General features: G+C 40.8%; 13 protein-coding genes. All 13 read right to left on the bottom strand.

What is annotated here, in order from left to right; all coding sequences use genetic code 11:
* Positions 1 to 49: 49 nt before the first annotated feature.
* Entirely contained in the window at positions 50 to 973 is a 924-nt protein-coding gene (locus tag C9I86_RS14585) for a peptidoglycan DD-metalloendopeptidase family protein (protein ID WP_107276749.1), read from the bottom strand.
* Positions 974 to 994: 21 nt separating this feature from the next.
* A complete protein-coding gene (locus C9I86_RS14580) occupies positions 995 to 1,624 on the bottom strand; it encodes a protein-L-isoaspartate(D-aspartate) O-methyltransferase (RefSeq protein WP_080158203.1) in 630 nt (209 codons plus the stop codon).
* A 2-nt stretch (positions 1,625 to 1,626) separates the two neighbouring features.
* Positions 1,627 to 2,379, bottom strand: a complete 753-nt coding sequence (gene surE, locus C9I86_RS14575; RefSeq protein WP_080158204.1) for a 5'/3'-nucleotidase SurE — start codon at positions 2,377 to 2,379, stop codon at positions 1,627 to 1,629.
* On the bottom strand, positions 2,357 to 3,412 hold the full coding sequence (gene truD, locus C9I86_RS14570; RefSeq protein ID WP_080158389.1) for a tRNA pseudouridine(13) synthase TruD: 1,056 nt from the start codon (positions 3,410 to 3,412) through the stop codon (positions 2,357 to 2,359). The genes surE and truD overlap by 23 nt, the downstream gene beginning before the upstream one ends.
* A 37-nt stretch (positions 3,413 to 3,449) precedes the next feature.
* Entirely contained in the window at positions 3,450 to 3,923 is a 474-nt protein-coding gene (ispF, locus tag C9I86_RS14565; RefSeq protein WP_080158205.1) for a 2-C-methyl-D-erythritol 2,4-cyclodiphosphate synthase, read from the bottom strand.
* Entirely contained in the window at positions 3,923 to 4,630 is a 708-nt protein-coding gene (gene ispD / locus C9I86_RS14560; RefSeq protein WP_107276743.1) for a 2-C-methyl-D-erythritol 4-phosphate cytidylyltransferase, read from the bottom strand. The genes ispF and ispD overlap by 1 nt, the downstream gene beginning before the upstream one ends.
* Before the next feature lie 34 nt (positions 4,631 to 4,664).
* Entirely contained in the window at positions 4,665 to 4,943 is a 279-nt protein-coding gene (gene ftsB / locus C9I86_RS14555; protein WP_080158206.1) for a cell division protein FtsB, read from the bottom strand.
* 308 nt (positions 4,944 to 5,251) lie between these two features.
* A complete protein-coding gene (gene eno, locus C9I86_RS14550; RefSeq protein ID WP_107276742.1) occupies positions 5,252 to 6,556 on the bottom strand; it encodes a phosphopyruvate hydratase in 1,305 nt (434 codons plus the stop codon).
* A gap of 80 nt (positions 6,557 to 6,636) precedes the next feature.
* Positions 6,637 to 8,277 (bottom strand): CTP synthase, encoded by a 1,641-nt coding sequence (locus C9I86_RS14545; protein ID WP_080158208.1) that lies wholly within the window; start codon positions 8,275 to 8,277, stop codon positions 6,637 to 6,639.
* Between the two features lie 223 nt (positions 8,278 to 8,500).
* Positions 8,501 to 9,310, bottom strand: a complete 810-nt coding sequence (mazG, locus tag C9I86_RS14540) for a nucleoside triphosphate pyrophosphohydrolase (RefSeq protein ID WP_080158209.1) — start codon at positions 9,308 to 9,310, stop codon at positions 8,501 to 8,503.
* A 100-nt stretch (positions 9,311 to 9,410) separates the two neighbouring features.
* Positions 9,411 to 9,839 carry a hypothetical protein gene (locus C9I86_RS14535; protein ID WP_107276741.1) on the bottom strand — a complete coding sequence of 143 codons (429 nt, stop codon included), beginning with the start codon at positions 9,837 to 9,839 and terminating at the stop codon, positions 9,411 to 9,413.
* Between the two features lie 1,020 nt (positions 9,840 to 10,859).
* Positions 10,860 to 13,097, bottom strand: a complete 2,238-nt coding sequence (gene relA, locus C9I86_RS14525) for a GTP diphosphokinase (RefSeq protein WP_080158212.1) — start codon at positions 13,095 to 13,097, stop codon at positions 10,860 to 10,862.
* Positions 13,098 to 13,145: 48 nt separating this feature from the next.
* Positions 13,146 to 14,486: a 23S rRNA (uracil(1939)-C(5))-methyltransferase RlmD gene (rlmD, locus tag C9I86_RS14520; RefSeq protein WP_080158213.1), complete on the bottom strand. Its 1,341-nt coding sequence runs from the start codon at positions 14,484 to 14,486 to the stop codon at positions 13,146 to 13,148.
* Between the last annotated feature and the right edge of the window lie 16 nt (positions 14,487 to 14,502).

Genomic DNA, 14,502 nt, shown 5'->3' with positions numbered 1-14,502 from the left:
TGATGTCATCTCTAATTTATACGTTTCTCTCTATTTTTATTATGGCGTACTACTTAGGAAGAAAGCGCATTGGATCGACAGACTTGCCTTTATAGCGAATTTCAAAGTGCAATCTAACGCTTGATGCACCAGAACTACCCATTGTTGCGATTTCCTGTCCAGCTTTAACTGATTGTTGCTCTTTGACTAAGATTTTATCGTTGTGCGCATAAGCACTGAGGTAATCTTCACTGTGCTTAATGATGACTAAGTTACCGTATCCTCGTAGTGCATCACCTGCATACACGACTTTACCTGCTGAGGTTGCTCGAATTGGAGTACCACGAGCAGCGGTAATATCGATACCTTTATTGCCATTATCTGCATTTGAGAACCCAGCAATAACTTTTCCTTTCACCGGCCAAGCCCAACCAGAACTTGAAACATGTACGGTAGGTTTTGTTACTACGGGTTTAGTTACTACCGGCTTGGTTGTTACAGGTTTGTTAACTTTTGTTTTTTCAGAGTACTCTTTTGCTTTCGGGTTAGCAACTGGTTTATTGGTTGTTTTTTGCACGACAGGTTTTGGTGTTACTGTTTTCGGTAAGGTCTGGGTTACCGTTTTCGTCGTTGAAGGTATAACCAGAGGCGTTACCACAACACTCTTTGACGGGGTTGGGATTGTGCGCGTTGGTACAGTGATATGACTATCCGATGTTGGAATGGCCAATCGTTGTCCCGGATAAATAGTATAGGGATAAGGTAAACGGTTTAGCTTTACGATGTCTTTAACATCGCGCCCCGCCATGTAAGAGATAAAATACAGTGTATCTCCTCTCTGAACGGTGTAATAGCGGCCATGAAAGCTACCACGTTGTAGTTGTGAATAATCTTTACTAAGGTTTGAAACAGGCGCAGGCGTATGACTACTACATGCAGATAGCAGCATCACACACGTGGCTGCTAGCAAAGAAGGTTGAATTATTTTTTTCATCATACGCTCAATACTCATGGTTTACGCCAAATCTCCAGCCACTAACGGCACAAATTTAACAGGTTCGATATCCGTTTCAATAAACTGATCGCCGTTGCGAACAATCAATCTTAACACTTGTTCTGAATAACCTACGGGTAATATTAATCGGCCGCCATCAGCAAGTTGGGTTAAGAGGCTCTGGGGAACCTCACTTGGCGCAGCGGTCACAATAATAGCATCAAATGGGCCTTTACTTTCCCAGCCCTGCCATCCATCACCATGTTTGGTTGAAATATTATACAATTCTAATTGCTTAAAACGTCGTTTTGCTTGCCATTGCAAACCTTTAATTCGCTCAACAGAGTAAACATGATCGGCTAATTGTGCTAATACTGAAGCTTGATAACCTGATCCTGTACCAATTTCTAGCACTGAAGATTGCGCTGTCAATGCTAATAACGACGTCATTTTAGCAACAATATAAGGCTGTGAAATCGTCTGACCACTGCCTATTGGTAACGCATTATTCTCATACGCTTGATAAGAAAATGCCTCATCAACAAAAAACTCTCTCGGTATTGCCGCAATTGCGCGCAACACTCGTTGATCAGTAATACCGCGAGCCATTAATAATGCAATTAAGTTATCAACTTGCCTCTGATAACGCATAGTTATCGGATCTCCACCGTATGCATCCAGCTTTCTAGCCCGGCTATTGCATCATGCGCAGTCAGGTCGACTTGTAACGGAGTAATTGAAACTTCCCCGTGTTCAATCGCAAAAAAATCAGTACCTTCTGCTGCATCTTGGGTATCACCAGGAGGACCTAACCAATATAAGGGATTACCCCGAGGATCAGTTTTCTTTATCATGCTTACGGCACGATGACGCGCACCTAAACGGGTTGTCTTCCACCCTTTTAGTTGTTCAAAAGGTACATCAGGCACATTAACATTAATAATTTTATGCGCTCCAACTAAGGGGTGCATAACCATCTTTTCAATCAGAATTTTAACAACTTGAGCGGCAGTTTCAAAATGGGTCTCACCCACTAATGATACCGCAATCGCAGGCACACCTAAAAAATAGCCCTCAGTTGCCGCGGCAACGGTGCCCGAATACAGCACATCATCACCTAAATTTGCACCGTGATTAATGCCTGTGACCACAATGTCAGGGCGTACATCTAACCATTCAGTAAGTGCAAAATGGACACAGTCAACTGGCGTCCCCTGCACTGCAACCTTATTATCACTTTGCTGACGAATACGTAATGGGTAATCAATGGTTAACGAATTAGAGGCTCCTGATCGATTACGATCAGGAGCTACCACCGTTACTTCACCAAGATCACTAAGGACCTTGGCTAACGTATTTATACCTTCAGCAAAAATACCGTCATCATTGCTGATCAGTATTCTCATCATTCATACCTTCTGATTCTAGTGGCATGATTAACTCACGCACGACCGACGTCGCAAAACTACCAGCAGGTAAAGCAAAAGAAAGAATCACACCATTATCATCAAACTGCCATTGCATATCCTGAGGCAATAATAACAATGGACGACGATCATGACGCATGCGATTATCACGAACCAATGCCACCAGAGCTGGCTCTTGTTCAACAATCGCTAATTCAAATGCTTGTGCATCTGCTGTTGTAGGTAATGCATTATCACCCAATAATGGCCCTGTAATTGCCAGCTCACCGTTAATTACTTGTTGCTGTAATTCAGGAGTAATGGTTTCTGCAATAAAAGTACGATCATCACCCGCGGCTTGCAAGCAATCACCCAGCATGATTTCACGAGTAAGATTTTGCTCAATACGCGCTGATAATACTTGGTTAAACATCCAAGAACGAGCAGCAGATAAGTAAAAACTGCGTTTGCTCTTATCACGAACGCGGAATTCATTATTACCCCAAGCGCGTGCTTTAATGACATTATTGCCACCATAGCCAAAACGTTGTTGACCAAAATAGTTAGCAACGCCTTGTTGTTTAACCAGTTCTAAACGCTCAGCCAATGCTTGTGGCTGATCTAAATCAGTTAGACGTAATTGGAACCAGTTACCTTGAAGGTCTCCTGGACGTAATTTTTTATCATGACGAGTGGTTTCAAGCACTTCAATACCGGGATGCTCAGCTTCAAACTGGGTTAAATCAGGATCGGCTTTACCTGGCAAATGAACACTAATCCATTGCTCAGTCACTGCATGGCGATCTTTAAGACCGGCCCAGCTCACATCACGCGATTTCACACCACAGGCTTTGGCTAATTCGTTTACTACATATTTGGTATTTTCGCCCGTTTTGCGAATTTTAACCATTAAGTGCTCGCCAGTACCACTGAAGGTAAAACCTAACTGCTCGTTAACGATAAAATCTTGTGGGTTTGCCTTAATATTTCCTTGGCAAGTTGGCTGTTCATGCAGCCACTTAAAACAATCCATTACGTTTGCAGAGGTGTTATTTGTCGACATGATGTGATTATACCTTTTTAATTAAAACAACTGCTTCACAAGCAATGCCTTCTTTACGTCCAGTAAAACCTAAACGTTCAGAAGTGGTTGCCTTAACATTAATATTGGTGATATCTGTTTCCAGATCATCGGCAATAGCTTGGCACATTGCAATGATGTGTGGTGCCATTTTAGGTGCTTGGGCAATAATTGTGACGTCCAGGTTACCAAGACAATAGCCCATTGCCTTAACCTTGTTGTAGACATCACGCAGTAAAAATCGACTATCTGCACCCGCCCATTCTGCATCGGTATCAGGAAAGTGACGGCCAATATCACCCGCACCAATGGCTCCTAATAACGCATCACAAACAGCATGCAAAGCTACATCACCATCAGAATGTGCAATTAAACCTTGTTCATAAGGAACGGCAACGCCACCAATAATAACTGGACCTGCGCCACCAAATTTATGCACATCAAACCCATGACCAATACGCATTAATGTTGTTCCTTTAATAAAAGTTGAAGATAGAACGCAGCCAACGCCAAATCCTCTGGCTGAGTCACTTTAAAATTATCACTGCGACCCGCAACAAGCAGTGGCGTATAACCACAAAATTCAAGCGCTGACGCTTCGTCAGTAATGGTTGCGCCTTGTGCTAAAGCCGTTGTTAACGATTGGCGTAATTGCCCAGCACGAAACATCTGTGGTGTGAGTGCATGCCATAAATTATCACGTTCAACAGTATGAGAAATATGAGCCTGAGCTGACTGTTGATGACCGCGTTTCATGGTATCACGTACAGGTGCTGCTAAAATTGCGCCACTGTCACTATTCACAGCGGAGGTTATTAAAGCGCGTAAATCTGCTCGACGAACACATGGTCGCGCAGCATCATGCACTAATACCCATGCATTATCATTGTTAATGGCAGCTAAACCAGCAAACACTGAATCAGCCCGTTCAGCACCACCATTCACCACTGTAATGCGAGGATCTGTAGCTAATGCTAGCTGTGGAAAATAAGGATCATCAGCGCTTATAGCAATCACTACCTGCGTAATTTCAGGTAAATCCAATAATCGATCAACGGTATGTTCTAAAATCGTTTTACCTTCAATATGAAGATATTGCTTTGGGCGATCGGCCGCCATTCGACTACCGACCCCAGCCGCAGGTACTACGGCAATAAATTCTTCAGTCATCATCAACTTCACTCACAACAAAAAAATGCAGTCTTTAGTTATTATCGCCAAGCACGCGAATAAAGGTTTCGCCGGGCTTAATTAAGCCTAAATCATTACGCGCACGTTCTTCCACTGCTTCTTTGCCACCGTGAAGATCTTTAATTTCTGCGTACATTTGTTGATTTCGTTGTTGTAATTCAGTATTCGCTGCTTGCTGTAAAGCAACGCTTTCTTTTACTGCGGTATATTCATTCATACCGTTTTTACCATCCCAAAAGTCGTACTGCAGCCAAGCTAAAAGCACTAGCAGGATAATGATAAACAGACGCATGGTTCCCCTTCAAAATTAGCGTAGATGTCAATGCCACCGAAATACATTCCAATAAACCGCTCGTGACGAGTTATTGGAATGCAGACTGCGAAAACGTAATAATCCCATAATCGGCTTATGGTGACCACTATTATGGTTATAGAGTTGATGTAGTGCTAGTTGAGTGTCAAATTTGCTGTTAAATCAAACAAAAAACATTTTTTAAGCGATATTTATAGCAGCATCACTTTTTAGTAAAAAAAAACCGCCTCCTAAGAGACGGTTCGATTTAGGCTAATTGAGCAAGCTCAATTATAGGCTTAAAAGAATTAAGCTTGGCCTTTAACTTCTTTCAGACCGTTGAAAGCAGCGCGCTCGCCTAGTGCTTCTTCGATACGGATAAGTTGGTTGTACTTAGCAACACGGTCAGAACGGCTCATAGAACCAGTTTTGATTTGACCTGCAGCTGTACCTACCGCTAGATCAGCGATAGTTGCGTCTTCTGTCTCGCCTGAACGGTGAGAGATAACAGCAGTGTAACCAGCATCTTTAGCCATCTTAATTGCAGCTAAAGTTTCAGTTAGAGAACCGATTTGGTTAAGCTTGATTAGGATTGAGTTAGTGATGCCTTTCTCAATACCTTCAGCGAAGATCTTAGTGTTTGTAACGAATAGATCGTCACCTACTAGTTGAATCTTGTCACCTAGTAGTTCAGTTTGGTGCTTGAAGCCAGCCCAATCTGATTCGTCTAGACCATCTTCGATAGAAACGATAGCTGGGAACTTCTCAGTAAGATCTTTCAGGAAGTAGTTAAACTCTTCTGAAGTGAATTGCTTACCTTCACCTTTAAGGTCGTAGATGCCTTGTTCTTTGTTGTAGAACTCAGAAGCAGCACAGTCCATAGCTAGAGTAATATCTGTACCTAGCTCGTAACCTGCAGCTTCAACAGCTTCTTGAATTGCTTTAAGAGCAGCTTCGTTTGACTCAAGGTTTGGAGCGAAACCACCTTCGTCACCAACAGCTGTGCTCATGCCCTTAGACTTAAGAACTTTAGCTAGGCTGTGGAATACTTCAGAACCCATACGTACAGCTTCACGAAGTGACTTAGCACCTACTGGCTGAATCATGAACTCTTGAATATCAACAGTGTTATCTGCGTGCTCACCACCATTGATGATGTTCATCATTGGTAGAGGCATAGAGAACTGACCAGCAGTACCGTTTAGCTCAGCAATGTGCTCGTATAAAGGCATGCCTTTAGATGCAGCAGCTGCTTTTGCGTTAGCAAGAGAAACAGCTAGGATTGCGTTAGCACCAAAGTTAGACTTGTTTTCAGTACCATCAAGGTCGATCATAAGTTGGTCGATTGCAGCTTGATCAGTCGCGTCTTTACCCATTAGTACTTCAGCGATTGGACCGTTAGCAGCAGCAACTGCCTTAAGAACACCTTTACCAAGGAAACGAGATTTATCGCCATCACGAAGCTCAAGAGCCTCACGAGAACCCGTAGAAGCACCAGACGGCGCAGCAGCCATACCAACGAAACCACCTTCTAGGTGAACTTCAGCTTCAATTGTTGGGTTGCCACGTGAGTCAATGATTTCACGAGCTAGAACTTTAACGATCTTAGACATTGTGTTTCCTCTGCTTTATCTTCAAATTAAAAGCTAAATAAAATAGCTGCAACGGTAGTTGTTGCAGCCATCAGTAATCCTTACTTATCAGAATCACCGCGGTGGTATACACCAGCAGCTTTAACAAAACCTTCAAATAATGGGTGACCATCACGAGGTGTTGATGTGAATTCTGGGTGGAACTGTGCAGCAACGAACCATGGGTGGTTCGGAATTTCAATAATCTCAACGAGCTTCTTATCAGCAGATAGACCTGATACTTTCAGACCAGCCTTCTCTAGCTTTGGTAGCAAGTTGTTATTAACTTCGTAACGGTGACGGTGACGCTCATGGATTGACGCTTGAGCGTACAATTCACGTGCTTTTGAACCGTCTTGAAGATGACATAACTGAGAACCAAGACGCATTGTGCCGCCTAGATCAGATTTTTCAGTACGCTCTTCTACATTACCTTCACTATCAACCCACTCAGTGATAAGACCAACAACTGGGTGTTTAGTTTCAGTGTTAAATTCAGTTGAGTGCGCATCAGCCATGTTCGCTACATTACGAGCAAACTCGATCAACGCTACTTGCATACCTAAACAAATACCTAGGTATGGAATTTTGTTTTCACGTGCATATTGAGCCGTCAGAATTTTACCTTCGATACCACGATGACCAAAGCCACCCGGTACTAAGATTGCATCTAGGTTAGCAAGCACTTCGGTGCCTTTAGACTCAACATCTTGAGAATCAATATATTTGATCTTCACTGAGATACGGTTTTTCAGACCCGCGTGCTTAAGCGCTTCGTTAACTGATTTGTATGCATCAGGTAGTTCAGTATATTTACCAACCAGACCAATAGTTACTTCTGCTGTCGGGTTAGCTTCTTCATAAATAACTTGTTCCCACTCAGATAGATCAGCTTCTGGCGCAGTAATACCAAAACGCTTACATACCAAGTCATCAAGACCTTGAGCTTTAATAAGTTGTGGGATTTTGTAGATTGAATCTACGTCTTTCATTGAGATAACCGCTTTTTCCTGCACATTACAGAACAGAGCAATTTTTGCACGCTCGTTTGCAGGAATAATACGATCACTACGGCAAACCAAAATATCTGGTTGAATACCGATAGAAAGTAATTCTTTTACTGAGTGTTGAGTTGGCTTAGTTTTCACTTCACCAGCAGCAGCAAGGTAAGGCACTAATGTCAAGTGCATAAACATGGTGTTTTCACGGCCGTGTTGTACTGCAAGCTGACGAATAGCTTCCATAAATGGTAGTGATTCAATATCACCAACTGTGCCACCGACTTCAACAATCGCTATATCATGACCCGCAGCACCAGCAATCACACGCTCTTTAATTTCGTTTGTGATATGTGGAATAACCTGAATCGTTGCACCTAGGTAATCACCACGACGTTCTTTACGTAGTACATCAGCGTACACACGACCAGCAGTAAAGTTATTACGCTTAGTCATTTTGGTACGAATGAAACGCTCGTAGTGACCTAAATCAAGATCAGTCTCTGCACCGTCTTCCGTAACGAATACTTCACCATGCTGAGTAGGGCTCATTGTGCCTGGATCAACGTTAATGTAAGGGTCTAATTTCATCATGGTCACATTAAGACCACGTGCTTCTAGAATAGCTGCCAAAGATGCTGCAGCAATGCCTTTACCTAGAGAGGATACTACTCCGCCCGTAACAAAAATATAATTCGTTGTCATGTTAAACCTGGAAGATTGGTGTAGAGGATAAAGTGTATCTGGACGGGAAATTAGTATACCAGACACCATTTATCGCCACAACGTGAAAAACTATCACACACCCCTAAGATTTTTTTTGTCTCAAATCAAGGAAGTGATATGCGCGTTATTTTCACCCCATTTCGATACTTTTAGCCACTAAATCACTATACCGTTATAGCATATACATCCCAAATGGGAATAGTTATTTATTGCATTCGTGTTGTTTTACTTTATCCCACTCAAGATCTAGCTCAGTTAATGAGCATTGCTCTAGTGACTTACCTTGTTCTAGCACATTTTTTTCAACTTGGCGAAAACGTCGCTCAAATTTTTTATTTGCTTGTTGGAGTGCATGTTCAGGTTTTACCTCGAGATGGCGGCTTAAATTAACCACTGAAAAAAGTAAATCTCCCATCTCTTCAGCTATCTTATGTTGATCTTGTGGCGTTTGAATGACCTCTGCCATCACTTCATCCAACTCTTCCGTCACTTTATCTACCACAGGCCCTAGGCTATCCCAATCAAAACCTTGGCTTGCACAGCGTTGCTGAATTTTATCTGCACGAGTCAATGCCGGTAATGCTAAAGGGATATTAGCGAGCAAACTTTCATCTTGTAATTTTTGTGCTCGTTCTTTGGCTTTTTCAGCTTCCCAATTTTGTTTAACCGCCGCTTCATTATCAAATTGCTTATCACTAAAGACATGCGGATGGCGACGGATTAACTTGTCACTGATCCCCGTAACCACATCATTAAAGTCAAACAAACCCTGTTCCTTGGCAAGCTGACTATAAAAAACCACTTGAAACAATAAATCGCCCAACTCTTCTTTTACATCAGTCCAATTTTTTTGCTCTATCGCATCAGCTACTTCATATGCTTCTTCAATGGTATGAGGCACGATTGAATCAAAGTCTTGTTTTAAATCCCACGGACACCCCGTTTGAGGATCGCGTAATTGACTCATAATGCTTAATAGCTGTTCTATCTGAGGGCGAATTTTATCATCCATATTATCTACTCTTTATAAATGGCGCCATTAGATCACACTAACAGCGCCATAACATTGATAGTTAATAGTAGAAAACTAATTCAATGATTCATAGTCACGATTATTGATTATGGTGACAGTTTCCATGATGGTTTCCGCCATCACTGTCATGATGACGACACTCACTGTTATGACGGTAATTACTGTCTTTATTGTCATAGTGATTACAATCGCCATTGTGATGATTATAGTCATCGTTATTATGATGATTACAATCACCATTATGGTGGTGGTTGTCATCGTTGCTATGATGATTACAGTCGCCATTATGGTGGTGGTTATAGTCGTTATTATCATGATGCTGACAGTTGCGATCATGCTGATGAGCATTATCATTGCTTACAACATATTGAGAACAACGGCCGTCATTACAATCGTGATCAGCCACTGACTCAGCAAATACCGACGTTGAAAATAAGAGACTAACAGCCACGAATACCATTTTTACAGCATGAGTTTTAACAATATTATCAAACGTATATAAGTTCATAATTTATCCTAATAAATGTATATTATTTTGTAATGTCCGATGACAGTTCAATTAAGAACAACCTAGCACTATTTTATTTTCAAATCCTTTAATGCACTGAATACATAAAATAAAAAACATCAATTGTTTAATGGCTTCTGTCGGAACATTCATAAAATCATTATCAGGGATAATAAATAATGCACAGAGTAAGATTATATTTAATATACTTTTCTGTGTTATTACATTGAATATCGTTTTTTTCATTACAACTCTCCAATAGCGCTATATAAATAGAACTATAAATATCACTTCAACAATATCACCTATATCTATAAGTTAGATTGATGATATTAATGTAAATAGCATTACTGAATCGAAAAATAATATAATATTTATTCGAATATACAGTAAGTAACAAACTATTAGGCAATAGGAGGTCGATATATTGATGGTGCTATTGTAATTATCATTTCATCTTGAATAGCTTCAATCGGTGCTAATTGACTCACACTCGCTATTTTCAAAGGCAAAGCAGGTATAATATGTAACACACTACTAATATTAGTATGCGTGACTATTTGGCAGCACTGGCAATGAGAACAGTCTTTACAATTCAAACAGCAGTTATTATTCACCGCAGAAGTTGAAGATGTATCTTTATTCTGTATTGAGGCACTAGATGATAATTCAGTTATGATATGTGGGGTTTGATTTATAAATGCAGCATTCACACTACTGCTTAAAAAAAGCAGAGTGGTAAATAAAATAAACACCAATTTATGTAATTTCAAAAAATACATAACACATCATCATAATTAAGATGATTAAATATTATCCTGTCACCTTATATGAGTCAATATTTTTAATAATTTTCATTTTTTATAATAATATCTATATTTATCGAATTATAAAATACCAACACACAGTTATATAAAAACAATATCTATTTCAAACAAACTATCATGCTCTTGTTTTGTTTTATTTAAATATAAAAATGGGCAGCTAATGCTACCCATTTTTAATATTTATATTATACAGTTAACCATATAAACGTTTAGCTTGGGCAACATCTTTTACTTGTTCAATTCGATTTAACACCCGTCCTAAAACGTCTAAATCTGTTAATTCAAGTTCAAAGTCCATGATCGACATTTGCTTTTTATAATCAACCCGGCTCTTCATGCCCGCCACTTTAACTTTTTCATTCATCAAGGTATTGGTCAGCTCTTTAAGCAGACCATTACGCTCAGAAGCAGTCACGCGAACAGTAATAGTATAATTACCAATAAAACCACCGCCCCACACCGTATCAATAATACGCTCTGGTGCATGGTGACGTAGTTCTTCTAACTGCTCACAGTCATGACGGTGAACAGAAATACCTCGTCCTTGCGTCACAAAGCCTTGAATATCATCACCAGGAATTGGCTGACAACAACGCGCTAAGTGAGTCATTAAATTATCAACCCCTTCAACAACGACTGAATCACGGCGTGGCTTTTTGGTTGTATGCGACGCTTTTTCACTGGCTTCAGATAGTTTATCAAGCAGTTGTTGATCTTCTTCTTCCGCTGTAGGTTTGTTAATTAGCGCATTAATATGATTGATAATTTGATTGATCCGCAGATCACCACTACCAATACCAGCATACAGCTCTTCTGGCGAATTAACATTAAAGCGTTTACTGGCGTAAGAGTGTGCATCTTTTAGCGTTGCATGGATCTTACTCAGCTCCGCTTCAAGAATTTCTTTACCGGCAATAATATTTTTATCACGATCTTGCTTACGGAACCAAGCATGAACCTTGGCTCGCGCACGACTAGAGGTCACAAAGCCTTGATTAGGGTTTAACCAATCACGAGAAGGGTTAGGTTCTTTTTGCGTGATAATTTCAACCTGATCCCCCATCTGTAAATGGTAAGTAAACGGTACAATTCGACCTTCTACTTTTGCACCAATACAACGGTGTCCCACTTCAGAGTGAATATGATACGCAAAATCTAACGGCGTTGCATTTGATGGCAAATCAACCACGTCCCCTTTTGGGGTAAAGGCATAAACACGATCATCAAACACTTGGCTTCGAAGCTCATCCAGCATTTCGCCAGAATCTGACATTTCTTCTTGCCATACCAGTAACTTACGTAACCAATTTATTTTTTCATCATAAGCAGACTGAGCACCACCAGAAGCTGCAGGGCCTTCCTTGTATTTCCAATGCGCAGCAACCCCTAACTCAGATTCTTCATGCATTTGCTTAGTACGAATCTGAATCTCAATTGTTTTACCTTCAGGGCCCAATACAACCGTATGAATAGATTGGTAGCCGTTAGGTTTAGGATTAGCGACATAATCATCAAATTCTTTAGGTAAATGACGATATTTGGTATGCACAACCCCTAACGCGGCATAACAATCTTGCAATTCTTCAGCGACAATGCGTACGGCACGCACATCAAACAGCTCATCAAACTCTAAGCTTTTCTTCTGCATTTTGCGCCAAATGCTGTAGATATGTTTAGGTCGACCTTGCACTTCTGCACGAATATTTGAGGCACGCATTGCGTCCGACAAATCATCAACAAAATGCATTATGTAGCCTTCACGATCAATACGACGTTCGGAAAGCTGTTTGGCAATTTGCTTATAAACTTCGGGATGTTGATAACGGAAAGCGTAATCTTCAATTTCCCATTTTAATTGCCCGATACCCAATCTATTTGCTAACGGTGCATAAATATTGGCACACTCTTGTGCCGCGATACGACGCACCGCATCAGGTTCATTTTTCACTTCACGAAGATTACAAATACGCTCCGCTAGCTTAATAACGACACAACGGAAATCATCAACCATCGATAACAGCATTCGACGAATACTATCAACTTGTGCTGATTGGGCCGCTTCTTCTGCCGTCGATTTAAGTTGGCTAATAGCACACATTTGTTCAACACCTTCTACTAAATGCAGAATAGTGCCGTTGTAATCTTCTTTTACTTGCTCATGGCTATAACAACCCGCTTCAACTAATGGATATAGCATTGCCGATATTAGCGTATCGGCATCCATGCTTAACGTCACCAGAATCTCAACCATTTCACGACCGCGCCATAACAGCAACGGACCATTATCGTGATCGATAACCAGTTCCTGACAACGTAGATAAGTTCCTTCTAAACGTCCAAACGTTTTTGCATCTAAACGTAAACTTTCGACCCATGAGGCGAGCTCAAATATCGTGTTTTGCTTTAGATGTGCTCCACGTACTGCGACCATGTCTCTGTCCTGTTTTCTATTTAATGGCAATAGCAGTAATTGCTATAACTATTTTTTCTGCTTTTTTTGAGCCTTTACAAACAATGCCATAGATTCTAAATGCCCAGTGTGTGGGAACATATCCAACATACCAAGGCGCTCTAATTGATAACCTTTTTGCAATAACACTTGGCTATCACGAGCCAATGTTGCGGGATTACATGATACATAAACCACTTTATTCGGTGCTAGCTTAACCACATGATCCATCACTCCAGCAGCACCTGCACGCGCAGGATCGAGTAAAATTTTATCAAATTGCTCTTGTGCCCACACCAATTTAGTCACGTCTTGTTCTAAATTCGCTTGATAGAAAGTGGCATTATATTGCGCATTAGCTTGAGCATTGTCTGTCGCGCGTAAAACCATATCATCAATGCCTTCAACCCCAACCACCGCTTTAGCATATTTTGCTAATGGCAGGCTAAAGTTACCTAGACCACAGAATAAATCTAACACTCTATCTTGTGGCTGAACATCAAGCCATTTAATCGCTTGTGCTACCATTTTAATGTTCACATCACGATTGACTTGAATAAAATCTTTAGGTGAAAACGTCAGTTTAAGATCATCAATTTCATAGTAAGGTTGTTCACCATGAGATTGAATAAGTTGATCGGTTTCTGGCGCTAAAAACAACATCACATTGTGTTGGATAGCAAATGCATCAATAAGTGCACTATCGTCAGCATTAAAAGGCGCAAGATGGCGAATTAACACCACACAACCATTATCAGCATGGGTCAATTCAATATGACCAACAAAACGGCGGCCTTTTAGATTTTGTAATAACTCGCGTAATGACGGTAATAAATCATTCAACGGCTGAGCTAATACTGGACACAGATTAACATTAACAATGTCATTACTTTGCTTTTTGCGGAAACCAAATTGTAACTGACCGTTATTTTCAACACGCACGGCAAAACGAGCACAACGACGATAATGCAACGGCTCACTGATAATTGGTGGCTGCTGAATACAATCAGCTTGATCAATAACAGCAAACTTTTCCATCAGTTCACTCAACGCTTGCTGTTTAGCTGTCACTTGGCCTTGATGCGATAAATGCTGCAAATTACAACCGCCACACTGGTCATAGATCGCACAATGGGGTTTAATACGGGCATTACTGTCTGAAAGGCGCTTAATCACTTTAGCACGAGCATAATTTTTTTTATCTTCCGTTAACTGTACTACCGCCGTTTCAGTGGGAAGTAAGCCATCAACAAAGACAGATTTGCCCTGTAGATGACCAATACCAGCACCGAGGTGATCTAAGCGGCTAATCGTGATTTCTTTATGTTTGGTGTCAGTTGTACGTTTTTGAGGCTTAAAAAAGCGTGCCATAGTGTTTTGCTCACTG

This window comes from Photobacterium sp. NCIMB 13483, assembly GCF_003025475.1.
In the GTDB taxonomy this organism is placed as follows: Bacteria; Pseudomonadota; Gammaproteobacteria; order Enterobacterales; family Vibrionaceae; genus Photobacterium; species Photobacterium piscicola.
The sequence above is the reverse complement of the archived record's forward strand: the minus strand, read 5'-3'. Positions and strand labels throughout refer to the sequence as shown.